This window comes from Pseudoxanthomonas sp. 97-1-1 (genome assembly GCF_057773125.1).
In genome coordinates this window covers 163827-187000 of sequence record NZ_JBYMTJ010000004.1, presented here as the reverse complement: position 1 = coordinate 187000, position 23174 = coordinate 163827, and the positions used below count along the sequence as shown (strand labels likewise).

Annotated in this window: 15 protein-coding genes and 2 pseudogenes; 7 read left to right on the top strand and 10 right to left on the bottom strand. The window is 67.4% G+C overall.

The features are described from left to right. Positions 1–781: 781 nt before the first annotated feature. The gene (locus tag AC3DET_RS16120; protein WP_488392269.1) at positions 782–3565 is read right to left on the bottom strand and encodes a M16 family metallopeptidase; all 2784 of its coding nucleotides are present in this window, start codon (positions 3563–3565) and stop codon (positions 782–784) included. 82 nt (positions 3566–3647) lie between these two features. Here AC3DET_RS16120 and AC3DET_RS16115 point away from each other — a divergent pair, with 82 nt between their 5' ends. Further along, a complete protein-coding gene (locus tag AC3DET_RS16115) occupies positions 3648–4376 on the top strand; it encodes a pseudouridine synthase (RefSeq protein ID WP_488392268.1) in 729 nt (242 codons plus the stop codon). 160 nt (positions 4377–4536) lie between these two features. On the opposite strand, the gene AC3DET_RS16110 is transcribed toward AC3DET_RS16115, so the two are convergent. The 3 genes from AC3DET_RS16110 to AC3DET_RS16100 all read right to left on the bottom strand — a co-directional run bounded on the left by AC3DET_RS16110 (position 4537) and on the right by AC3DET_RS16100 (position 7681). After that, positions 4537–4929: an MAPEG family protein gene (locus AC3DET_RS16110; RefSeq protein ID WP_488392267.1), complete on the bottom strand. Its 393-nt coding sequence runs from the start codon at positions 4927–4929 to the stop codon at positions 4537–4539. Positions 4930–5232: 303 nt separating this feature from the next. Next, complete coding sequence (locus AC3DET_RS16105) at positions 5233–6936, bottom strand: M28 family metallopeptidase (protein WP_488392266.1); 1704 nt, start codon at positions 6934–6936, stop codon at positions 5233–5235. Positions 6937–7018: 82 nt separating this feature from the next. Beyond that, positions 7019–7681 carry a DUF4097 family beta strand repeat-containing protein gene (locus AC3DET_RS16100; RefSeq protein WP_337732456.1) on the bottom strand — a complete coding sequence of 221 codons (663 nt, stop codon included), beginning with the start codon at positions 7679–7681 and terminating at the stop codon, positions 7019–7021. Positions 7682–7817: 136 nt separating this feature from the next. Here AC3DET_RS16100 and gpmI point away from each other — a divergent pair, with 136 nt between their 5' ends. From gpmI to AC3DET_RS16085, 3 genes and pseudogenes are all read left to right on the top strand, one after another. After that, complete coding sequence (gene gpmI, locus AC3DET_RS16095; protein ID WP_488392265.1) at positions 7818–9395, top strand: 2,3-bisphosphoglycerate-independent phosphoglycerate mutase; 1578 nt, start codon at positions 7818–7820, stop codon at positions 9393–9395. Further along, positions 9395–10651 (top strand): murein hydrolase activator EnvC family protein, encoded by a 1257-nt coding sequence (locus AC3DET_RS16090; RefSeq protein ID WP_488392264.1) that lies wholly within the window; start codon positions 9395–9397, stop codon positions 10649–10651. Before gpmI ends, AC3DET_RS16090 begins: the two co-directional genes overlap by 1 nt. Before the next feature lie 116 nt (positions 10652–10767). After that, positions 10768–12114 (top strand): annotated as a pseudogene (locus AC3DET_RS16085) (S41 family peptidase); the annotation flags it as partial. Between the two features lie 91 nt (positions 12115–12205). On the opposite strand, the gene AC3DET_RS16080 reads toward AC3DET_RS16085, so the two are convergent. Both AC3DET_RS16080 and AC3DET_RS16075 read right to left on the bottom strand, forming a co-directional pair. Next, positions 12206–12526: a DUF1820 family protein gene (locus AC3DET_RS16080; RefSeq protein ID WP_488392263.1), complete on the bottom strand. Its 321-nt coding sequence runs from the start codon at positions 12524–12526 to the stop codon at positions 12206–12208. Between the two features lie 117 nt (positions 12527–12643). Then, positions 12644–13207 (bottom strand): annotated as a pseudogene (locus AC3DET_RS16075) (rhomboid family intramembrane serine protease); the annotation flags it as partial. Between the two features lie 354 nt (positions 13208–13561). Between AC3DET_RS16075 and AC3DET_RS16070 the strand changes: the two are divergent. Then, entirely contained in the window at positions 13562–14929 is a 1368-nt protein-coding gene (locus AC3DET_RS16070; RefSeq protein ID WP_488392262.1) for an OmpP1/FadL family transporter, read from the top strand. Between the two features lie 72 nt (positions 14930–15001). On the opposite strand, the gene AC3DET_RS16065 is transcribed toward AC3DET_RS16070, so the two are convergent. From AC3DET_RS16065 to putA, 4 genes are all read right to left on the bottom strand, one after another. Further along, positions 15002–15940, bottom strand: a complete 939-nt coding sequence (locus AC3DET_RS16065; RefSeq protein WP_488392261.1) for an SMP-30/gluconolactonase/LRE family protein — start codon at positions 15938–15940, stop codon at positions 15002–15004. 16 nt (positions 15941–15956) lie between these two features. Further along, positions 15957–16754 (bottom strand): hypothetical protein, encoded by a 798-nt coding sequence (locus AC3DET_RS16060; RefSeq protein WP_488392260.1) that lies wholly within the window; start codon positions 16752–16754, stop codon positions 15957–15959. Positions 16755–16812: 58 nt separating this feature from the next. Continuing rightward, entirely contained in the window at positions 16813–17982 is a 1170-nt protein-coding gene (locus tag AC3DET_RS16055; RefSeq protein ID WP_488392259.1) for a GGDEF domain-containing protein, read from the bottom strand. A gap of 249 nt (positions 17983–18231) precedes the next feature. Then, on the bottom strand, positions 18232–21447 hold the full coding sequence (putA, locus tag AC3DET_RS16050; protein ID WP_488392258.1) for a bifunctional proline dehydrogenase/L-glutamate gamma-semialdehyde dehydrogenase PutA: 3216 nt from the start codon (positions 21445–21447) through the stop codon (positions 18232–18234). Between the two features lie 262 nt (positions 21448–21709). Between putA and AC3DET_RS16045 the strand changes: the two genes are divergently transcribed. Further along, on the top strand, positions 21710–22186 hold the full coding sequence (locus tag AC3DET_RS16045) for a DUF2244 domain-containing protein (protein ID WP_337732448.1): 477 nt from the start codon (positions 21710–21712) through the stop codon (positions 22184–22186). A gap of 18 nt (positions 22187–22204) precedes the next feature. Further along, on the top strand, positions 22205–23149 hold the full coding sequence (gene coxB, locus AC3DET_RS16040) for a cytochrome c oxidase subunit II (RefSeq protein WP_337732447.1): 945 nt from the start codon (positions 22205–22207) through the stop codon (positions 23147–23149). The last annotated feature ends 25 nt before the right edge of the window (positions 23150–23174 follow it).

Sequence of the window (23174 nt, the reverse complement as noted above, 5' to 3'; positions counted from 1 at the left end):
CTGTCGAAGGCGCGCAGGCGAGGCTCGATGTGAGCACGATGGAGCGCCGAATCCCATCAACAGCGTTCCGAGCCTCGCAGATGGCGCTCAATGTGAGACAGATGGAGCTCCCGAGCTCCATCGATCGAGCTCCGAAAGCCATCCCATCGCATTCCGAGTGCCATCGATGGCACTCCGAGCCTCGCGGGTGGAGCTCGATGTGAGAACGATGGAGCTGCCGAGCTCCATCGATGGGGCTCTGAAAGCCATCCCATCGCCTTCCGAGTGCCATCGATGGCTTTCCGAGCCTCGCGGATGGAGCTCAATGTGAGACTGATGGAGTTCCCGAGCTCCATCGATGGCATGGGAGAGCTCGATCGTTGGCATTCCGAGCCCCATCGACGGAGCTCCGGGCTCCATGGCTGGGCTCCGAGGCCGGTGTACAAGGCTCAATGTGAGGCGGAGGGGGCTCGCCAGGCGTTCGCGACGTTCAGGCGCGCGATGAAGGGTTTTCCCTTCGCCCCGCTTGCGGGGAGAAGGTGCCCGGAGGGCGGATGAGGGGCGGGCGCGATGGTCGGGCACGCGGGATGTGTCGTCGCGGCCGCGCCTCTGGCAACAGTACGGGCGCGTTGTACGTCGCCTCTCCGTTCCCCCTCACCCGCCTTCGGCACCCTCTCCCCGCACGCGGGGAGAGGGGAGCATCTGCAGGGGAGAGGGGAACATCTGCGCGGGAAAGGATCTTCTGCGAGCGCGAAAACGAGAACGGCCCCTTGCGGGGCCGTTCCGTCTCACGTCATGCGGATCACTTCGCGGGCGCCGCCGCCGGCGCGCCGGCCTTCTTGGCGAAGTCGCCCGCCAGGAACACGCTCAGCGCCTCGGGCTTGAAGTGCTTGCGGATCGCGGCGTTCACCTGGTCCACCGTCAGTGCGGCGTACTTCGCATCCAGGTCGGCGGTGAACTGCATGGTGCGACCGAAGAACAGCTGGTCGGCCAGCATGCCGGCGACGCTGCCGTCGTCCGCGCGGCCCTGCTCGCGTTCGGTCAGCATGCCGGCCACGGCGTCCTTCAGTTCGTCGGCGGTGATGCCGTCCTTGACGAGTTTCGTCAGCTCTTCGCGCACCAGCGCTTCCACCTTCGCCATGTTCTCCGGCGCGGCGATGGCCTGGATGCTGAAGCTGCCGGCATCGTCCTGGCCGGTGCGGCTGTCGTCGGCGCGCACGCCGCTGGAGACGCCGTAGCTCAGGCCCTCCTGCTGGCGGATGCGATCACCCAGGCGCGACTTCAGCGCGCCACCGCCGAACACGCGGTTGGCGATCACCATCGCCGGGTAGTCCGCATCGGTGACCTTCAGTGACAGGTTGTGCCGGGCCAGCAGCACGGCATTGGGCTTGTCCGGCGTCTCGAAGCGCGCCTGCTTCGCCGCCACGCCGGTGTAGCGGGTGGCGATGGGCGCGTACGGCTTGCCGCTCTTCCAGCCGGTGAACAGCTGCTCCAGCTGCGCGCGCACGGCGGCGGGGTCGAAGTCGCCGACGATGGCGATCTCGCCGTTGGCGGTGCCGTACACGTCGCGGTGGAACGCGCGTACGTCGTCCAGCTTCAGCGCCCTCAGTTCCGCCAGCGATTCGTCCAGCGTACGGTTGCGCAGCGGATGGCCGGCCGGCCACGGGTCGAAATACTCCGCCAGCGCGCGACCGGCGATCGCCCCCGGCTCCTGCCGCGAGGCTTCCATGCCGGTCAGTGCCTGCAGGCGCAGCTGTTCGAACTCGCTTTCAGGGAACGCCGGATTGCGCAGGACGTCGGCGGTCAGCGCCAGGGCATCGGCCAGGTGTTCGCGACGCGTCTGCAGGCCGATGCTGGCACCCTGCAGGCTTCCGCCCACGCTGCCCTGCGTCTTCAGCTGTTCAAGTCGCTGGTCGATCTGCTCGCGCGTCATCGTCTTGCTGCCGCGCATCAGCATGGCGCCGGCCATGCCGGCGGCACCTTCGCGGCCGGTGAGCGCGGCTTCATCGGCAAAACGGAAGTTGGCATCGACGATCACGGTGCCGCCACGGGTCTTCTTCGGCAGCAGCGAGACTTTCAGGCCGTCGCCCAGCGTGAAGGTCTGGGTTCTTGCTTCGATGTTCTTCGGCGAGGGATCGAACTGCTCGCCGGCGCTGACGGCGGTACCGCCGGTGTAGCCGTCCACCAGCGATGCGACCGCGGGCGCGGCAGGAATCTCCACCCGCTCCGGGGTGGTGGTGGGAATGAAGCGGCCCAGCGTGCGGTTGCTCGACTTCAGGTACGCGGCGGCGACGCGGTTGACATCGTCGGCGGTGACCTTCGCGATGGCGTCGCGACTGGTGAACAGCAGGCGCCAGTCGCCGGCGGACTGGAACTCGGACAGGCCCATGCCCACGGCATTGACGTCGGTGAAGTACAGGTCGTAGGCGTTGCCGATGCGCTGTTTCGCCTCGTCCACTTCCTGCTGCGTGACCGGGCGGGCGGCGAGCTGCTCGACCTGCTTCAGCAGTTCGGCTTCGGTCTTCGCGGCGTCGCCGTCGTTGGGCACCACGGCCACCACGGTCAGCAGTCCGGGGTCGCGCATGGATTCGCCGTTGGCGCCGCTGCCGGCGGCAAGCTTGGTTTCCACCAGCGCCTTGTGCAGGCGGCCACCGGGCGTGTGTCCCAGCACGTTGGCCAGCACGCTGAGCGGTGCGTTGTCCGGATGCGCCACCGCCGGAGCGTGGTAGGCGGCCGCGACCAGCCGCAGGTTGCCGACGCGGCGCACGGTGACTTCGCGCTCGCCATCCTGCGCCGGTTCCTGGGTGTAGAAGCGGGGCAGCGGGCGGGTGGGCTTCTTCAGTGCGCCGAAATGGCGCGCGACGCGGGCGAGCGCGTCGGTGGTGTCCACACGGCCGGCGAGGATGAGGGTGGCGTTGTCGGGCTGGTACCACTGCCGGTAGAACGCCTGCAGTTTGTCGATCGGCACGCCCTCCACGTCGCTGCGTGCGCCGATGGTGGTGTTGCCGTAGTTGTGCCACAGGAACGCCGTCGAGCGGATGCGCTGGAACAGCACGCCACCGGGGCTGTTCTCGCCCGCTTCCAGCTCGTTGCGGACCACGGTCATCTCGCTGTCGAGGTCCTTCTTGGCGACATTGGAGTTGACCATGCGGTCGGCTTCCATCTTCAACACCCACTCGAGGGTGTCGGTGTTGGCCGGGAACGAAGCGAAGTAGTTGGTGCGGTCCAGGCCGGTGGTGGCGTTGAAGTCGATGCCGCGTTTCTTCATCTCGCCGCTGATGTCGGACTGCGTGGGCGTGCCCTTGAACAGCAGGTGCTCAAGCAGGTGCGCCATGCCGGTCTCGCCGTAGTTCTCGTGCACCGAACCCACGCCATAGACCAGGTTGACGGTCACGGTGGGCTTGGTGGCATCGGGGAACACCAGCACGCGCAGGCCGTTGGACAGCGTGTACTCGCTGATGCCTTCGATGCTGGGGCCGGCGGTGATGCCCTTGGGCAGCGCGGGCGCGGCGTAGAGGCTCGCGGGCTGGCCCAGGGCAAGCGCCACGGCCAGGCCGAGTGCGACAATGAAACGGGGTGACTTCATCCACAATCCTCCATCAGGGCCGCGTGCGTCCATCGCGTGCGGCGAACCCCGAGTTTCGCAGATTTGGAAGGCACGCAGATTCATGGATTACGGTGAGACGAAAGCGGGCGACGGCGCGTTGCCCGTGCTGTATGCCGATGCGCAGATCGCGGTGGTCAACAAGCCCGCGGGCGTGATGGCGCACGACAGCAAGCTGGCCGGTGGGGAAACGGATTTCGTCGCCGACCGGCTGCGCATGCAGTTCGGCCGCCCCATCTTCCTGATCCACCGGCTGGACCGCGCCACCAGCGGCTGCCTGCTGGTGGCATTCGACCGCGACAGCGCATCGACGCTGGGCAAGGTGTTGATGTCGCGCGAGGTGGAAAAGGATTATCTGGCCGTATGCCGCGGCTGGCCGGAGCCGGACTTCATCGTCGACCATCCGCTGGACGGCGGCCCGGGCAAGCCGGACAAGAAGCCATCGGTGACGCGTTTCGTGCGCTTGGCGACGGGCGAGCTGCCGCTGCCGTCCGCCGGTTTCGAGACCTCACGCTATGCGCTGCTGCGATGCCAGCCGGAGACAGGCCGCTTCCGCCAGATCCGCCGACACCTGAAGCACGCGTTCCATCACCTGATCGGCGACACCAGCCATGGCGATGGCCGCCACAACCGGAACTTCCGCATGCAGGGCGTGCACCGCATGCTGCTGCACGCGGTGCGGCTGTCGTTCCCGCATCCGGTCACGGGCGAACGCATCGAAGCGGTGGCGCCGCTGAATGCGGAATTCCGCAAGGCGTTCGCCCTGTTCGGATGGGAAGAGGACCTGCGGTAGTCGTGCTCTCTGTAGGAGCGACGTGAGTCGCGACCGCAGAAGTGAAATGCCGGGATGGTCAGACCAGGAGCGGTCGTATCGGTGGGGCTGCTTGCCCTGGAACGTCAGCGGCTTTCATGGCGTGCGGTCGCGACTTACGTCGCTCCTACAGGGAGCGACATCACGCCACCTGCAGCGCCGCCAGCACCATCAGCGCCACGGCGCACAGCATGCCGAGCAGCCAGACCAGGCTGCGCATGGAGTACATGTCCATCAGGTAGAACCAACCATGGAAGATGCGGGCGACCACGAACGCTACGGCGAGCGGGGTGACCTGACTGACCGGCACGCCGGCCAGCTGCGCCATCAGCACGCCGGCGACGAACGCAGGGAACGCTTCGAAGCCGTTGAGATGCGCGGCGTTCGCACGCTGCACCTTGTAGTTGCCATCCTGCTTGGCGACCCACGCGCGCGGATTGCGGTTGTTGTAGCGCTCGCCCGAGCGCTTGGCGATGAAGACCCACAGGTACGGCAGCAGTGCGGTGACCAGGATGCACCAGTAAGCGATCGACATGACGTTTCCCTCCGAGGATGGCGCAGGGTAGTGGGTGGCGAGGGTGGGCGTCCATGGGAAGTTCCCCTCTCCCCGCGTTGCGGGGAGAGGGTGCCGAAGGCGGGTGAGGGGCGAGCGGAGGCATCCTCTTGGATCTGCGCGTGCGCATTGCCGGGTTCGACGATGGCGGAGAAACATCGCGCGGAATATCACCGCGCTCGCCCCTCATCCGCCCTGCCGGGCACCTTCTCCCCGCAGGCGGGGAGAAGGAATAAGAAAACGGCGCCTTTCGGCGCCGTTTTCATTTTCGCATCGGAGCGAGGCTTACTGCTTCGCCGGCTCCGCCTTCATCATCGCGTCGCGCGCGGCCTTGAAGGGATTGCCGTCGTACCAGGTCGGCCATTTGTCTTCGACGGCCAGGTCCTTGCCCACGCCGTACAGCGCCTGCAGGTCCTGCACCACGCCGTCCAGCTTCCAGCCGTCGTGTACTTCGTCGCTGGCCTGGTGATAGCGCTTCGCGTATTCCTCGCTCGCGGCCTTGCCGGCCTCGACGCCGCCGTCCACCAGGTCGTTGCCCCCCTTCGCGTAGAGCGCCGGCACGCCGGCCTTGGCGAAGTTGAAGTGGTCGCTGCGGAAGTAGTAGCCGCCGGCCGGGTTGCCTTCCTCGGCGAGCACGCGGCCCTGCTGGTCGGCGTAGACCTTCAGCATGTCCTCAAGCTGCGAGTTGCCCTTGCCGGTGACGACGAAGTCACGCGACTTGCCGCCCACGCTCATGGCGTCGAGGTTGATCACGCCGGCGATCTTGTCGAGCGGGAAGGTCGGGTGCGCGACGTAGTACTTGGAACCCAGCAGGCCGGATTCCTCCAGGGTCACCGCCACGAAGACCACCGAACGCGCGGGCTTGGGATCCTGGTGGGCGAACGCTTCGGCGATCTCCAGGATGCCGGCCACGCCGGTCGCGTTGTCGACGGCACCGTTGTAGATGTTGTCGCCTTCCTCACCCTCGTGCTTGCCCAGGTGGTCCCAGTGCGCCATGTACAGCACGGCTTCGTCGGGCTTGCTGCTGCCCGGCAGCACGCCGATGACGTTGCGCGAGGTCTTCTCGGTGATGCTGCTCTTCAGCGAGGCGGACAGCTGTGCCTTCAGCGGCACCGGCTTGAAGCCGCGCTTGCCGGCGCTGGCGTAGGCCGCGTCCAGGTCCACCCCGGCATCGGCGAACAGCTGCTTCGCGGCTTCGGCGCTCAGCCAGCCCTGCAGCGGGATGCGCTTCTCCGGATCATCCTTGGCGGGCAGGTCGTACTGCGGGCCGGCCCAGGAGTTCTTCACCACGTCCCAACCATAGCTGGCGCCGGGCGTGTCGTGCACGATCAGGGCGGCGGCGGCGCCCTTGCGCGCGGCTTCCTCGAACTTGTACGTCCAGCGGCCGTAGTAGGTCATGCGGTTGCCGCCGAACAGGGCTTCGTCCTTGGCGTGGAAGCCGGGATCGTTGACGAACATCACCACGGTCTTGCCGGTCCAGTCCTGGCCGGCGTAATCGTTCCACTTCTGCTCCGGTGCATCGACGCCATAGCCGACGAACACCAGCTCGCTGGCGTCCAGCTTGACCTCGGTCTCGCCGGTACGGGTGCCGATGACGTAATCGGTGCCGAACTTCAGGTCGCGCTTGCCGGCGGACGTGGTCAGCGACAGCGTGGTCGCGGCCTCGTCGGCGGTGGTCTCCACCATCGGCACGTCCTGGAAATAGCTGCCGTTGTTGCCCGGCTGCAGGCCGATGCGCTTCATCTGCGCTTCGAGGTAGGCGGTGGTCTTCTCTTCGCCGACCGAGCCGGGCGCGCGGCCTTCGAACTCGTCCGACGCCAGCGCGTTCACCATGTCGGCGAAGTCGCCCTCGGTGATGTCGGCGGTAAAGGTGTGCGCCGCGGCGGGCGGCGTGGCGGCTTCGGGCGCGGGGGCCGGGGCCTCGGCTTCGCGCTTGCATGCCGTCAGTGCGACGGAAGCGGCAAGCAGCAGCATCAACTTGCGGGACATCGGGATTCCTCAACGAAAGGAATCCCGATTCTAGCGGCAATGGACAGGCCGGGCCTGTGCCTTGTGCCGCGGTCCGCCTTCCTTACTCGGTCGGGGCCCTGTCGGTGCTGTACGGCGTGGCCGTGGCGCCGGTCACCGGGCCGGTCTTCGCGCTGCTGTGCACGTACAGGGTGACCGGGCGCTCGAACACCAGCGCGCCTTCGACGACGGCATTCGGTCCGATGATGATGCGCGGGGGACGCTTGCTGTCGGTGTTGAAGAAGCCGGTGGACTTCTGCACGCGCAGGCCGCCGCGCACATGGGACCCCACGCCCACGGTGATGTCGCCGCGCACGGTGTGGATGCTGCCGCTGACCTGGGTGGCGACCAGGCCGATGGCGCCATTGACGGTCTCGATGTCGCCGCCGATCACGCCGCCGTGGTCGATGAAGATGCTGCCGTTGACGGTTTCGACGTCCTTGCGGATTTGCACGTCCTTGCCGGCACGGACGGAGCCGTTCACGGTTTCCAGCGAATCCACGCGCGCCTTGTCGCCCACGTTGATGCTGCCGTTGACGGTGCTGGCATCCTCGGCGGTGGCGCCATCCCCGATGCGGATGCTGCCGTTGACGGTGTCCAGGTCGGCATAGGTCTGGCCGGCCTCGGCGGTGACACTGCCGTTCACCTTGGAGATCTCCTGTTGGGCCAGCGCGGGCGTGGCAGCCAGGGCCAGGGTCAGCAGCAGGACGGTGCGGGTACGGGTCATGGGGTCATCCTTCGGGTGGTGTTGATGACTGTGATGCGCGCGGGGAGGGAAAGGTTTAGCCCGGCCGTCATCGGGGACGCCATGGCACCACGCTTCGCTACAATCGTCACCTGCCTGAAGTCACTGGAATCCTGCCGTGTCCGCATCCCCCCCGCCTGAAGACAACATGCGCGTGAAGCGTCCCAAGCCCGTCGTGCTGCTGATCCTGGATGGCTGGGGGCATCGCGAAGATCCCGCCGACAACGCGCTGGCGCAGGCCACGCTGCCGAACTGGCACCGCCTGCTGGCGAACGCCCCGCACACGCTGATCCACACCGAAGGCCGCCATGTGGGCCTGCCCGAGGGGCAGATGGGCAATTCGGAAGTGGGGCACATGAACCTGGGGGCGGGCCGCATCGTCTACCAGGACCTGACCCGCATCGACGCTGCCATCGAGGACGGCAGCTTCTTCGCCAATGCCGAGCTTGTCGCCGCCTGCGAGGCGGTCAAGGCCGCAGGCAAGACCCTGCACGTGTTCGGCCTGCTGTCGCCGGGCGGCGTGCACAGCCATGAACTGCACATCTTCGCGATGCTGGACCTGGCCAAGCGCCAGGGCGTGCCGCGCGTCGCGGTGCACGCCTTCCTGGATGGCCGCGACACGCCGCCGAAGTCGGCCGAACCCAGCCTGCGCGCGCTGCAGGACCTGTGTGCGGAACTCGGCAACGCGCACATCGCCTCGGTCAGCGGCCGCTACTACGCCATGGACCGCGACAAGCGCTGGGACCGCCTGCGCCTGGCGTGGGACGCGATGGTGGAGGCACGCAGCGACCACCATGCCGCCAGCGGCGTGGCCGCGCTGGAAGCCGCGTACGCGCGCGGCGAGAATGACGAGTTCGTGCTGCCGACCGTGATCGACGGCGCCCAACCGATGGCCGACGGCGATGCCGTGGTCTTCATGAACTTCCGCGCCGATCGCGCGCGCCAGCTGACGGCGGCGTTCGTGTCACCCGCGTTCGACGGCTTCGATGCACGCAAGCCGTCGCTGGCCCGCTTCGTCTGCCTGACCGAGTACGACGCCAAGCTGCCCGCGCCGGTGGCGTTCGCGCCGGACGACCTGCGCCAGACCTTCGGCGAACTGCTGGCGGACGCGGGCCTGACCCAGTTGCGCATCGCCGAGACGGAGAAATACGCGCACGTGACGTTCTTCTTCAGCGGCGGACGCGAGGATGTGTTCGCCGGCGAGGAACGCATCCTGATTCCCAGCCCGAAAGTGGCCACCTACGACCTGCAGCCGGAAATGAGTTGCCCAGAGCTGACCGCGAAGCTGGTGGAGGCCATTGGCTCGGGCCGCTTCGACGCCATCATCTGCAACATCGCCAATCCCGACATGGTCGGACACAGCGGCGACCTGCATGCCGCGATCCTCGCCGCGCAGGCGGTGGACGTGGCCATCGGTGAAGTGGATGCCGCCGTGCGCAAGGCCGGTGGTGCGCTGCTCATCACCGCCGACCACGGCAACCTGGAAATGATGCGCGATCCGGCCACCGGCCAGCCGCACACCGCACACACGGTCGGCCCGGTGCCGCTGGTCCTCGTGTTGCCAGAAAGCGCGGGCCAGCGTGCGGTGACGTTGCGCAGCGGGGGTGCGTTGCGCGACGTGGCGCCGACGCTGCTGGATCTGCTGGGCCTTGCGCAGCCGGCCGACATGAGCGGCCGCAGCCTGATCGGCGCCTGATGCCCAGCCGCGCGCGCACTGCGTTCACCGCGCTCCTGCTCGCCGGGCTGGCCGTCGCGGCGGTTGCGCCGGCGCAGAATCCGCGCGAGACCGAACGCAAGCTGGAGCGCGTGCGCAGCGAGCTGAAATCGATCGCGCAGGAGCGCCGCAAGCTGGAAGGCGAGCGTGGCACGGCGTCGCGCCAGCTGCGCGATGCGGACGAGCAGGTCGGTCGCACGACGCGGTCGCTGTCCGAGACCGAAGCGGCCCTGCGTCGCGAGGCCGCCGCGCTGCAGGCGCTGCAGCAGAAGCGCGATGCCATGCAGGCGCAGCAGGCGTCGCAGCGCCGGCAGCTCACGGCACTGGTGCGTGCGGCCTACCAGCAGGGCGACGACGCCCCGTTGAAGGTGCTGCTGTCGCAGGATCGCGTGGCCGATGCGAACCGCTTGCTGGCCTACCACCGCTACGTGCAGCGGGACCAGGCGCGGCGCATCGCGACATTGAACACCGAGCTGGCGGCGTTGGACCAGGTGGAGCGCGACATCGTGGCCCGTCGCACCGAGCTGGACACGGCGCGGGCAAGGCAGCGCGAGCAGGTCTCGCAACTGGAGAAGGCCCGCAGGACACGCGCGAGCCTGGTCGCGGACCTGGACGAGCGATACCAGGATCGTGCCGCAAAGGAAAAGGCGCTGGGACAGGACGCGCGTTCGCTGCAACGCCTGCTGGACAACCTGCGCGCCGCAGCTGCGCGTGCCGAGACCGAACGTCGTGCCGCCGCACGCCGCGAAGCCGCTGCGGCAGCGGCACAGAAGCGCGACAGTGCCGGTACCGCGTCACGCAGTACGCGCACCCCGCCTGCGCCGCGTCCGGCCGTGGCCTCCGCACCTCCGCTGAAAGTCGGCGGTCTGGGCTGGCCGGTATCGGGCAGTCTGTTGGCGCGCTATGGCGGACGCATGCCCGATGGTCGCGCCAGCACCGGCGTGCTGATCGGCGCACCTTCGGGCACGCCGGTCACGGCGGTGGCGGACGGTACCGTGGTGTTTTCCGAATGGATGACGGGGTACGGCCTGATCCTGATCCTCGATCATGGCAATGGCTACATGAGCCTGTACGCGCACAACGACAGCCTGCTGAAGGACAGCGGCGAACGGGTCAAGCGGGGTGATGCGGTGGCGCGTGTGGGCACGTCGGGCGGACAGGGCCAGGCTGCGCTGTACTTCGAACTGCGCCGCAACGGCCAGCCGGTCGACCCGGCATCGTGGCTGCAGCGGCGATGAACAGGGCGCCGGGCCCTAACCCGGCTTGAACAAACGTGCCAGGTGGCTTCGCGCATAATCCGGTGAACTTCGCGCCCGTGCGCGAAGTCCCATCAAGCCCCTCCTGGAGCGTCTGCATGCCGCTGCGTCTTTCCCTGGCCACCCTGACCGTCGCCCTGTTCGCGTGCATGCCGGCGTGGGCGCAGCAGCAGGCGCCACTGCCGGAGACGCCGCCGGTGGTCGCGCCCAGCGACGATCCCGATGCCGCGGAAAACGCCCCGTCGAAAGTGCCGCTGGACGAGATCCGCCGCTACGTGGCCGTGTTCAATGCGGTCAAGGAGGCGTATGTCGAACCGGTCGAAGACCGCGAACTGATGCAGTCCGCCATCCGGGGCCTGTTGCTGGACCTGGATCCGCACAGCACCTACTTCGACAAGGAAGATTCCGACGCCTTCGACGAACAGGCCACCGGCGCCTACGAAGGCATCGGCGTGGAACTGCAGCAGCAGCCCGACCGGACGCTGCTGGTGGTGTCGCCGATCGACGACACGCCCGCCGCGAAGGCGGGCATCAGGTCCGGCGACGTCATCACCGCCATCGACGGCAAGCCGATCAGCGCCGAAGACGGCATGGAGCCGCTGCGTGGCGCGCCGGGCAGCCGGATCGTGCTGACGATCCTGCGCGATGGCACGCCCAAGCCGTTCGACGTGACCCTGGTGCGGGACACCATCCGCATCACCAGCGTGCGCAGCCGCGTGCTGGAGCCGGGCTACGGCTACGTTCGCATCAGCGCATTCCAGACCGACACCGCCGCCGATTTCCAGAAGCAGGTGGACAGGCTGCAGGAGAACGGGAAGCTGCGCGGACTCGTGCTGGACCTGCGCAGCAATCCGGGTGGACTGCTGCTGGCGGCAGTGCAGGTGGCCGACGACCTGCTCGACAAGGGCAACATCGTCAGCACCCGCGGGCGGATGTCGATCAGCGACTCCAAATTCGATGCCACGCCGGGCGACCGCTTGAACGGCGCGCCCGTGGTGGTGCTGGTGGACGCAGGCTCGGCCAGCGCCTCTGAAGTGCTGGCCGGCGCGCTGCGCGACAACAAGCGCGCACGCGTGGTGGGCAGTCGCACCTTCGGCAAGGGCTCGGTGCAGACGGTGCTGCCGCTCGACAACGGCGATTCGGTGAAGTTGACGACTGCGCGCTACTACACGCCCAGCGGCAAATCGATCCAGGCCAGCGGCATCGTGCCCGACGTGGTGGTCAAGCCGGAACAGGATGGCAAGCCGGGCACGGCGATCGGGCCGGATGGCCAGCCGTACATCACCGAGGCCACACTGCCCGGTCATCTGCGCGGCGACGAAGAAGGTGCGGCCGGCTACACGCCGGGTGACGTGCTCGACGGTGATGCGCCGATCACGGCGGCGCTGGTCGAACTGAAGAAGGTGGTCGCCACGGCGCGGGCGCCCTCGAGCCAGCAGCGGCGCTGAGCGTTGGCGGACGTGGGCGCGACATCCGTCGCGAAGCCGGATGCCTGCATCGCGACGGAGGCCGCTCCATCGGAAGCGGGAGGCGCGCCTAGCGCGGCTTCGCCGGCATCGGGAACGGTGTCACCACTTTCTCGCCGGTGGCCGCGTCGCGGATCGCCGACTGGCCTTTCCGCTCCACCTCTTCCACCCGGATGATGCTCTGCATCGGCAGGTGCAGGACCTTGGTGTTGCCGAACTCGTCGCGCAGGCGTTCTTCGGTGGGGTCCACCACCAGGCCTTCGTGCATGTCGAACACCAGTTCGCCCACCTCGGTGAATCCCCACAGGCTGCTCGCCGCCACCTTGCGCGCGTACAGCTCGTAGACCTTGGTGTGGTTGTGGAAGGTGACCTTGTAGAGCGTGGTTTTCATGCAGCGGATTATACGGAGTGCGTTGCGTGCGGCCGGCACCCGTCGACAGGCGGGCCCGCTTCCGTTCCCGGCGCAAGCCGGGATGACGACGGGCATCGTGGGCGGCAGGTGGCCTCTTCAGTATCCCTGCCGCTTGCGCATCCGCCGTGCGATGGCGGCGCGCACGAACAGGGCGAACACCACGCCGAACAGGAAGCCCGCGATGTGCGCCGACCACGCCACGGTGCCGAAGGCGGGGCCCGTGTAGGCGAAGACCACCTGCAGCAGTGCCCAGATGCCGATCAGGAGCGAGGCCGGCGCCTTCACGAATTCGAGGAACAGGCCCAGCGGCAGCACCACGCCCAGCTTGGCGGTGGGGAACAGGGCCAGGTAGGCGCCGATGACGGCGGAGATCGCACCGCTGGCGCCGATGATGACGCGGTCGGGTGTTCCGATGCTGAGCACGGCGGCGACGTTCGCCACGGCACCGCCCACGAGGAACAGCAGCAGGAACCGCCACGGCCCCATCGCCCGTTCCGCGGGCAGGCCGAAGATCAGCAGGAACACCAGGTTGCCCAGCAGATGCGCCCAGTCCGCATGCAGGAACAGCGCGGTGAACAGGCGCAGCACCGTGCCGCGCTGCAACGACGCCAGCCAGACCTCCGGCGCCACCATGCCGCCGGTCAGCGCCCCCCATTGGGTCAGCAGGTAGCTCTGCGCGGCCTCCCCGAGGGTCAACGCCCAGCAGAAGGCGGCGGACAGGACCACCAACAGGGTCGGCGTGGCCCAGCGGACGGGCGGTTTCCGGCGGGACGGGAGGGAAACGAACATGCGTCGGCACTCTACCCGCTCACTGCCGGACTGCCCATGGTGCGTCGCGGCGAAACTGAATAGGGGCAATGACTTACGACGGATTGTTAGAGTTTAGTTAGCAGGTATACTGCATACGGCGTCGTATGTCGGGAGGGGCTTCCGGCAGGCCGAACGGGTGGACCACAACACCCGCGGCCATGGACGACGCAGGCGCTTTTACCCACGTCTCCGGAGAAATCATTCATGGAATTTGCAAAGAACATCACCCGCGTTTCGGCGCTGGCGCTCGGTATCGCAGGCGTGCTCGCCTATGGTGACGTGCACGCCGCCGCCTTCCAGCTGAAGGAAAACAGCGTCAAGGCCCAGGGCCGCGCGATGGCCGGTGCGGCTTCCGCCAAGGGCGACGCCTCGGTCGTGGTCAACAACCCGGCCGTCATGTCCACCTTCACCGAGCGCACCCTGCAGGCCGACGTCACCGCGATCGACCTGTCCTACGAATTCGAAGGCAGCGGCACCGCCGCGACCGGCACCCCGTTCCAGCAGCCGCTGACCGGCGGCAACGGTGGCGACGCCGGTGACGTGGCCGCCGTGCCGGCCGCTTCCTTCATCCTGCCGCTGAGCGGCGATTTCGAATACCTGACGCTGGGCATGATGATCAGCGCGCCGTTCGGCCTGAAGACCGACTACGACGATGGCTGGAAGGGTCGTTACCACGCGCTGGAATCCGACGTGAAGATCGTCGACCTGACCCTGGCGGCATCCCTCGAACTGAGCGACCGTTTCTCGGTCGGTGCGGGTTTCATCTACGAGCACGCCGACGTCACCCTGTCCAACGCCGTCGACTTTGGCACCGTCATCTGCGGCCGCAGCCCGGCTGCCTGCGTGGGCCCGACGGCGCAATTCGGTCCGCAGCGCAACGACGGTTTCGCCAGCATCAACGGCACCGACAACGGCTTCGGCTGGATCGTCGGCATGAACTGGCGCCCGACCGACAAGCTGTCGCTGGGTTACTCGCACCGCTCTGAGATCGACCATGAGCTGGACGGCGACGCGGTGTTCGAAGTGCCTGCCAACGTGCGTGCCGCGCTCGGCAACGGCGTCTTCATCAACGGTGGCGGCGGTGCCGATCTGACCACGCCGGCCATCGATGCCTTCAGCGCCACCTACTACGCCACCGATCGCTTCACCGTGATGGCCGAAGCCACCCGCACCGACTGGTCGTCGCTGCAGGAAATCCGCATCGAGTTCGACAACCCCGCGCAGCCCGACTCGGTCGAGGACTACAGCTGGGATGAGAACTGGTTCTATTCGATCGGCGGCGAGTACAAGTTCAGCGACAAGTTCACCTTCCGCGCCGGCGTGGCGCGCGACGACTCCCCGGTCAGCCGTCCGCACCGCACTCCGCGCCTGCCCGACCAGGACCGCATGTGGTACTCGCTGGGCATGACCTGGAACGTGTCCGAGCATTTCGAGCTCAGCGCCAGCTACGTCAAGATCGACATCGTCGATACGCCGGAAGTCGACCTGACCAACAGCACGCGCGCGCGCCTGGTGGGCGACTTCGAGGGCGGCGCCGACCTGTTCGGTGTGGCGATGCAATACAAGTTCTGATCGCGGCACGGATCCGAACCACGAAAAACCCCGCCTCGGCGGGGTTTTTCATTGCCTTCCTGCATCACCGGATCAATACGGAAGACCGGCGACCGGCAGTTCGATCGACCACAGGCTCGCGGCGCCGGTCAGGAACAACGTGCGCCGGTCTTCGCCGCCGAACGCGGCATTGGTGATGTTGGCGTCCACGCGGATCGTGGCCAGCACGTCACCCGCGGGAGAGAACACGCGCACGCGCTGTTGGCCGTGTTCGGTGACGTAGATGTTGCCCAGGCAATCCAGCGTCAGGCCGTCGCCGCCGGTGATGCGCGCCAGGTCGCGGCCCGGGCCGGGCACGCTGTCGCGCAACGGATAGGCGCGCAACACGTCGCCATCGCCGGTTCCGCCTGCCACGTACAACGTGCCGCCATCCGGCGACAGCGCGATGCCATTCGGATTGCGCAGGCTGTCGTCCACCACCGTTGTCACGCCCTCGTGGTGGCGATACACGCGGGTGAGGGGCTGGCCACCGGGCGCGGCCTTGCGCTGGTAGTCGGGATCGGTGAAGTAGAGGGTGCCGTCGGCAGCCATCACCAGGTCGTTCGGGGAGTTGAATGGCGCGCCGTCGAACGTCGACACCAGTGGCGTGCGCGTGCCGTCGGCCAGGTCCACCCGCGCCACCTGCTTGCGGTCGTGGGTGGCGGCGATGAGGTGGCCGTCCGTATCCAGCGCGAGCCCGTTGCTGCCGCTGTCCTCGACCATGGTTTCCCAGCGGTCCGGCGGGGTGAAGCGGCGGATGCGCGAGGGGAAGCGGCCGTTGTGGACGAAGTCCGACAGATACAGCGCGCCGTCGCGCCACACTGCGCCTTCGTACAGGCGCTCTTCGCTGTCGTCCGCGCGTGCAGCGGCCACGCGCGTGGCGGTCAGTTCGCCCTTCGGTGCGGTTCCCGGGAAACCTTGGCAGGTACCGGCCGCGGTCGCCGCAGCGATAGGAAAGCACAGTACAACAAGCAATGGGACGAGTTTGAGCATAGCAGGCACTCCCTATTCAGCGAAGGGTGGCGCACCGCGCCGCGAAGTCCTCGATGGTTGAGTGGGCGCCCGCAGTCTCCTCAAGCTTCTGGTGGAGCTTGCTTCTCGCGTATTCGACCAATCGAGCGTCATATAGATTGTTCCTCTCCAATCTTCTGAAAAGTTCGTCGCCAAGGAGTTTCTCCAGGATAGCCAGGCGAGCGTCTAGGGAAGGATCGCGATCGCTTCGATTCTGGGGGAAATATCTTGCATCGAAACTTGGCCACCATGGACGGAGCTGGTGCTCCAAGCTGACCATGCTGGCGTCGTACTCATCGACCACCCCCACGAAGTCGAGCGCTTCGATTCTCGTTCTCGCGGTACTCAGGTCGATCTCATTGGGCGGCTCGTAATAGACGCCGCCGCGCGCAAAGAACGATGTCTGTGTATCACACAGCACGTAAGGTCGTTCTTCCAGACAGCGATGCACCCAATCAGCCAAGCCTGTGTACGAGTCCACTAGGCCTGCACGACGCTCTTGTTCGAAAATGGACGCGATTCTGTCCAGCGGATGCCTCAGCAGTACGATTGGAAAAACCCGCGATAACCGATCAATCGGAAATCTGAAGTGATGACTGCTGAATGCGATAGATGAAGGATCCTCCTTAAGGATCAGTTCAATGTCTTCTTCCACAAGCGTGGACTCGGCATTAGGCCCGTGGACTTCCCGGAATGCGTCGCCGAAATTTCGCCGGAGAATCCAGTCCAGTGTTGACCCGCCATTCTTGAAGATATGGAAGTGCAGCAGGCATGGAGGGATAGTGGCTGTTGACATGGTGATCACCGGGAAAGCCTCCATTCTCGTGCTTGCCGCGAAGTTGTTCCGTGATACGTTAGGCAGCTTGCGCAGGGTGCCAGCGTACCTCGATCCGGTTGCGGCCCTTATGCTTGGCGGCGTACAGGGCTTCGTCGGCCAGGCGCACCAGAGTGTCGTAGGGCGCGTTGCGGTCGGCGGCGAACGACACGCCCAGGCTGACGGTGATGCGGATTCCCGTCCCGACCGGAGCGAATTCAAGCGCCATCACCTGCTGGCGGATGCGTTCGGCAAGGGCCTGCGCGGTTTCGGCCTGCGTGTCGCGCAGGACCAGCATGAACTCCTCCCCCCCCAGGCGCGCGAACAGGTCGTCGCCGCGGATACAGCTGCGCACGACATCGGAGAAGCGCTGCAGCACCAGGTCGCCCGCTTCGTGGCCATGATCGTCGTTGACGGCCTTGAAGTGGTCCAGGTCCAGTGCGATCACGGCCAGCCCGTGCTCGGCGGCATGCCGCCCGCTGCGGGCCTGCAGTTCGTTGTCCAGGCCGCGGCGATTGAGCGCGCCGGTGAGCGGATCGAACAGCGCGCCACGACGCAGCGGTTCGGCCGCGCGGAAGCTGGCCAGCATCAGCATGCAGAAATTGAGCATGAACCAGATCGACAGGTCCAGGTTCACCCAGACCGGATTGGGGCCATAGCGCCCGGTCAGTGCGGCGAGCAGGTCGCCGCCATACAGCCACAGCAACACGAAACAGCCGGTGATCATGAGTCTGGCCGGCACATGGTCGGGCGCGCTGCGCAGCGCGAGCAGGTGCCGGATCATCACCGCCAGCACGATGACTTCGGTGGCGCTCATCGCAGCGCCCTGCGCGTCAACGCTGCCGCCCGCCACCGCGCCGACCAATGAGAAGCCGATGCACAGCGGCAGCAGCGCACGTTCCCACCCTGTCAGCGCGCGCTGCTGCACGAACTGGATGATCGACCAGGCCAGGCCGGCAAGGCCGGCGCAGGCCAGCAGGCCACCCAGGCCGGCAATCGCTTGCGCGAGCGACGCGTCACCGGCGCGCACCAGCATCTGCGCAGTGCCGTCCAGCATCGCGGCGCCGAGGGAATACAGGAAATGCGCCACGCCCCAGGTGGCGATGCCGCGCACGCCGCGCGAGACCCTGCCCACGTAGAAGAAGAGCGCGAGCAGCACGGCGGCGAGGGCGGAGTCGCTGAGCAGCAGGTTGTAGAAGTCGGTCGTCATGCGCGGGGGCCCTGCTGGCCGTGAAACTCCTTGTCGACGCTAGAACGCAGGATGTGGATCAATCCGGCAGGCGGGATCGGCTGATGTTCACGCAGGCGGGGTGAAGGTCCAGCGACGGGTGGGGTGGGGACAGCATCGCCTGCCGATGCCCGGGCAAGCAGTGCCGTGGGTCATGCCCAAAGAAAAGCCCCGCCGGAGCGGGGCTGTGCATGCAACGTGAGAGCTGCCGATGCGCGGCGGAGCCCGGGCTCAGTCGCCGAGCGTCAGCAGCGAGGCGTTGCCGCCTGCGGCGGTCGTGTTGACGGTGACCGTTTTCTCGGTAGCGAAGCGCGGCAGGTAGTGCGGGCCGCCGGCCTTGGGTCCCGTACCCGACAGGCCCTGGCCGCCGAACGGCTGCACGCCGACCACCGCGCCGATCTGGTTGCGGTTGACGTACACGTTGCCGACCTTCACGCGTGCAGCGATGCGGTCGATGGTTTCGTCGATGCGCGAGTGAACGCCCAGGGTCAGGCCGTAACCGGTGGCATTGATCTGGTCGATCACCGCATCCAGCTGGTCGGCCTTCCAGCGCACCACGTGCAGGGCCGGTCCGAAGATTTCCTTGTGCAGCTGATCCAGCGACTTCAGTTCCCACGCGCGCGGCGCGAAGAAGGTGCCGTGCGCCGTTTCTTCACCGGCGTTGGCCTGCTTGATCAGACGTGCTTCGGCCGCCATGCGCACGGCATGGTCGTCGAGGATCTTCAGCGCATCGGCATCGATCACCGGGCCCACGTCGGTGGACAGCAGGCCGGGGTCGCCGATCTTCAGCTCGTCCATCGCGCCGGCCAGCATCGTCATCACCTTGTCGGCGATGTCGTCCTGCACGAACAGCACGCGCGCGGCCGAGCAGCGCTGGCCTGCGGAGGTGAACGCCGAACCCATCGCGTCCTTGACCAGCTGCTCCGGCAGTGCGGAGGAGTCGGCGATAAAGGCGTTCTGGCCACCGGTTTCGGCGATCAGCGTGGCGATCGGGCCGGCGTCGCGGCCGGCGAGCGCGCGGTTGATGGCGCGCGCGGTGTCGGTGGAACCGGTGAAGGCTACGCCGGCCACGCGCGGGTCCTTGGTCAGCGCGGCGCCGACGGTGGCGCCGTCGCCGGGCAGGAACTGCAGCACGGCTTCCGGAACGCCGGCTTCGTGCAGCAGCTTCACCGCCGCGTGGCCGATCAGGTTGGTCTGTTCGGCCGGCTTGGCGATCACGCTGTTGCCGGCGGCGAGCGCGGCGCTGACCTGGCCCAGGAAGATCGCCAGCGGGAAGTTCCACGGGCTGATACAGACGAACACGCCGCGGCCCTGCAGTTGAAGCTGGTTGGATTCGCCGGTCGGGCCGGGCAGCTGTTCGGGCGCGCCGAACTGCGCGCGCGCCTGGGCGGCGTAGTAGCGCAGGAAGTCGACCGCTTCGCGCACTTCGGCGACGCCGTCGGGGATGGTCTTGCCGGCTTCCTTCACGCACAGCGCAATGTAGTCGGGCAGGCGCTGCTCCAGCAGGTTCGCGGCGTGCTCGAGGATGGCGGCGCGGCTGGCGGCCGGCGTGCGGTCCCAGGCCGGCTGTGCGCCGACAGCGTTCGCCAGCGCCTTCTCGACCGTGCCGCCGTCGGCCGGCTGCCATTCGCCGACGGTCTGGCGGCGGTCGGCGGGATTGGTCACCGGCAGCGCAGCGCTCGACACGACCGCGCCCGGCACCAGCGGCGCGGCGCGCCACGGCTTCACGGCGGCGTTGATGCGCTCGGCCAGCGCGCGCAGGTCGTTGTCGTTGGCGAGGTTGGCGCCCATGGAGTTGTTCCTGTCAGAAGAGGCGATGGGAGCGGGTTGGCTCCGGAAAAGATCGACCGGCAGCGGGATGCGCGGGTGCGGGATGGATTCGAATTCCGACACGGTCTGCACCGGGTCGCGCACCAGGTCCTCGATGGCCACGTTCTCGTCGGTGATGCGGTTGACGAAGCTGCTGTTGGCGCCGTTCTCGAGCAGGCGGCGCACCAGGTACGGCAACAGGTCTTCGTGCGAGCCCACGGGCGCGTACACGCGGCATGGCGTGTCCAGCCGGTGCTTCGGCACCACTTCGGCATACAGGTCGTCGCCCATGCCGTGCAGCTTCTGGTGCTCGTAAGGACGGCCGTTGGCGATGAAGCGGATCGCGGCGATGGTCTGCGCGTTGTGGGTGGCGAACATCGGGTACAGCGCATTGCCGTGGTCGAGCATGCGGCGCGCGTTGGCGAGATAGGACACGTCGGTGTTCGGCTTGCGCGTGAACACGGGATAGCCCGGATGGCCATCGATCTGCGCGCGCTTGATCTCGGCATCCCAGTAGGCGCCCTTGACCAGGCGCACCGGCATGCGGCGACCGACGCGACGGGCGAGGTCGGCGAGGAAGTCGATCACGTACGGCGTGCGCTTCTGGTAGGCCTGCACGGCCAGGCCGTAGCCTTCCCAGCCATCGAGCGAGGCATCGGAGAACGTGGCCTCGATCAGGTCCAGCGACAGCTCCAGGCGGTCGGCCTCTTCGGCGTCGATGGTGAAGCCGATGCCGTAGGACTTGGCGAGTTGCGCCAGTTCGAGGATGGCCGGGGCCAGTTCCTTCATCACGCGGGCGCGCTTGGCGTGCTCATAGCGCGGGTGCAGCGCGGACAGCTTGATCGAGATGCTGGGCGCGGCGAACACGTCGGCGAAGGGGCCGGTGCGGCCGATCGCATGGATCGCCTGGCGATAGGCCTCCAGGTAGCGGGCGGCGTCCCGGGTGGTCAGCGCGCCCTCGCCCAGCATGTCGAAGGAATAGCGGTAGTCGGCGTTCTCGCCCTTGCGGCTGCGCGACAGCGCTTCGTCGATCGTGCGGCCCATGACGAACTGGTGGCCCATGATCCGCATGGCCTGGCGCACGGCCAGCCGGATCACCGGCTCGCCCACGCGGCCGACCAGGCGCTTGAACGCGCCAGGCACGTCGGCGCGGGTCAGGTCGTTCAGGTTGACCAGCTTACCGGTCAGCATCAGGCCCCAGGTGGAGGCGTTGACCAGCACGGAGTCGCTCTGGCCCAGGTGCCGCTCCCAGTCCGCGTCGCCCAGCTTGTCGCGGATCAGCTTGTCGGCGGTCTCCTGGTCCGGGATGCGCAGCAGGGCCTCGGCCACGCACATCAACAGCACACCTTCGTCGCTGCCGAGGTCGTACTGGCGCATGAAGGCTTCGATGGCGCCCTGGTCCTGTGCGCGGGCGCGGACCCGCTTCACCAGGTCCACCGCAAGCCGTTGCGCCTGGATCTGCTCGTTGGCCGGCAGGCGCGCCTGCTCCAGCAGTTCGTGGACATGTCCGGTCTCGTCGCGCAGCCAGGCGGCGGTGATCGCGGCGCGCAACGGGGACGGCGGAGCGGGGATTTCGGGGGAAATGATGCGGCCGGCCGGCGGAACGGCGGGCGACGGGACAGGCGAGGGTGTCGACATGACGGCAGGGCAGTCCAAAGGCAGTCCACTAGTTTAGGGCCGTGCGCGCGGCCCGGATATGCCCGCCGTTGCCCGCTTGCGGGGGTTGCCCGTCCTCCTGCGCCCTGCGGTGACGGTGGTCGCGGAATGCATCCGCGGATGCCGGATGAGGTTCGCGCGGCCGGGCCGAGCACCTTGTCCTGGATCAATGAAACTTGCCGCAAAGTGTGGCGGGAGCTACCATTTAACGGTTTTCCGCAGCCCGGATCGTGTGGCGGGCGACATGATCGAAGTGGTGCCGTCATCGTGGGACGGACACGGCGCGCAGCTCAGGCTGCGGCCGCCGCGGGCGCTGACGCGCCGCCAGTTCGTGATGTTGTTCGTGGCGCTGTCGGGCGCGATGTGGATCGTCGCCATGCTGGGCTGGTGGGGAGGCAATGCCTTCGCCCCGGCTTTTGCATTGCTCCATTCGGCCATCCTGGCCACGGCGCTGCGCGTGCTGTGGCGCAGTGGCGACCGGAGGGAAGACATCAGCATCGGTCCGGACGCGGTGGAGGTCACCACCTCCGTGTCAGGGGCGGTGTTCCGGGCGCATCCCTATTGGGTGCGCCTGTGCATCGAGCGGGATGGCGAAAGGATTTCGCTGGCCTCCAGCGGCAGGCAGGTCCAGGTGGGCAACTTCCTGGGGCCGGCCGAACGCCGGGAGCTGGCGGACAGATTGCAGGATTTACTGGCGGCCGCGAGTGGCCGCAACCGATGACGCATTGGGGTCTAGGCAATGACGCAAGTGAATGGGATGTGGAAGCGGTTGATGACGGCGTGCACGCTGCTGGCAATGCCGGCGCTGGCCTGGGCGCAGTCGGCGGACCCGAAGCCGTGGCAGCTGAACATGGGCAAGGGCGTGACGGCGTCGTCGCAGCATGCCTATGACGCGCACATGATCGCGCTGTGGGTCTGCATCGTCATCGGCATCATCGTGTTCGGTGCGATGGGCTACGCGATGTTCAAGTTCCGCCATTCCAAGGGCGCGGTGCCGGCACAGTTCAGCCACAACACCACGGCCGAGATCATCTGGACCGTCATCCCGGTGCTGATCCTGGTGGTCATGGCCTGGCCGGCGACCGCCAAGCTGATCGCCATGTACGACACCCGCGATTCCGAGATGACCGTCAAGGTCACCGGCTACCAGTGGATGTGGAAGTACGAATACCTGGGCGAGGGCGTGGAATTCACCAGCCGGCTGGACCGCGAGTCCGACCGCCTGCGCCAGAACAAGGCGACGACGCAGGAAGAGATCAAGGCGCACCCGCACTACCTGCTGGACGTCGACAACCAGCTGGTGCTGCCCACCAACACCAAGATCCGCTTCGTGATCACCGCCGACGATGTCATCCACGCGTGGTGGGTGCCGGCGCTGGGCTGGAAGCAGGACGCCATCCCGGGCATCGTCAACGAGGCCTGGACCGACATCAAGGAACCGGGCATCTACCGCGGCCAGTGCGCCGAGCTGTGCGGCAAGGACCACGGCTTCATGCCGATCGTCGTGAAGGCGGTGCCGAAGGCCGAGTACGAGCAGTGGCTGGCTTCGAAGAAGCCCGCCCCGGCTGCCGCCCCCGCCCCGGCCGCGCCGGTGGAAGAGGCCGCGCCGGCCGACGCCACGACGGCCCCGGCCGTTGACGCCGCCCCCACCGCCGAGACCCCCGCGCCGTCGGCGCAGGGTTGATCGACCGCCCGCATCAGCTGCAAGA

Coding starts and splice junctions, on each gene's coding strand:
- AC3DET_RS16120 (WP_488392269.1), bottom strand. CDS start 3,565: ATGAAGTCACCCCGTTTCATTGTCGCACTCGGCCTGGCCGTGGCGCTT.
- AC3DET_RS16115 (WP_488392268.1), top strand. CDS start 3,648: ATGGATTACGGTGAGACGAAAGCGGGCGACGGCGCGTTGCCCGTGCTG.
- AC3DET_RS16110 (WP_488392267.1), bottom strand. CDS start 4,929: ATGTCGATCGCTTACTGGTGCATCCTGGTCACCGCACTGCTGCCGTAC.
- AC3DET_RS16105 (WP_488392266.1), bottom strand. CDS start 6,936: ATGTCCCGCAAGTTGATGCTGCTGCTTGCCGCTTCCGTCGCACTGACG.
- AC3DET_RS16100 (WP_337732456.1), bottom strand. CDS start 7,681: ATGACCCGTACCCGCACCGTCCTGCTGCTGACCCTGGCCCTGGCTGCC.
- AC3DET_RS16090 (WP_488392264.1), top strand. CDS start 9,395: ATGCCCAGCCGCGCGCGCACTGCGTTCACCGCGCTCCTGCTCGCCGGG.
- AC3DET_RS16080 (WP_488392263.1), bottom strand. CDS start 12,526: ATGAAAACCACGCTCTACAAGGTCACCTTCCACAACCACACCAAGGTC.
- AC3DET_RS16070 (WP_488392262.1), top strand. CDS start 13,562: ATGGAATTTGCAAAGAACATCACCCGCGTTTCGGCGCTGGCGCTCGGT.
- AC3DET_RS16065 (WP_488392261.1), bottom strand. CDS start 15,940: ATGCTCAAACTCGTCCCATTGCTTGTTGTACTGTGCTTTCCTATCGCT.
- AC3DET_RS16060 (WP_488392260.1), bottom strand. CDS start 16,754: ATGTCAACAGCCACTATCCCTCCATGCCTGCTGCACTTCCATATCTTC.
- AC3DET_RS16055 (WP_488392259.1), bottom strand. CDS start 17,982: ATGACGACCGACTTCTACAACCTGCTGCTCAGCGACTCCGCCCTCGCC.
- putA (WP_488392258.1), bottom strand. CDS start 21,447: ATGTCGACACCCTCGCCTGTCCCGTCGCCCGCCGTTCCGCCGGCCGGC.
- AC3DET_RS16045 (WP_337732448.1), top strand. CDS start 21,710: ATGATCGAAGTGGTGCCGTCATCGTGGGACGGACACGGCGCGCAGCTC.
- coxB (WP_337732447.1), top strand. CDS start 22,205: ATGACGCAAGTGAATGGGATGTGGAAGCGGTTGATGACGGCGTGCACG.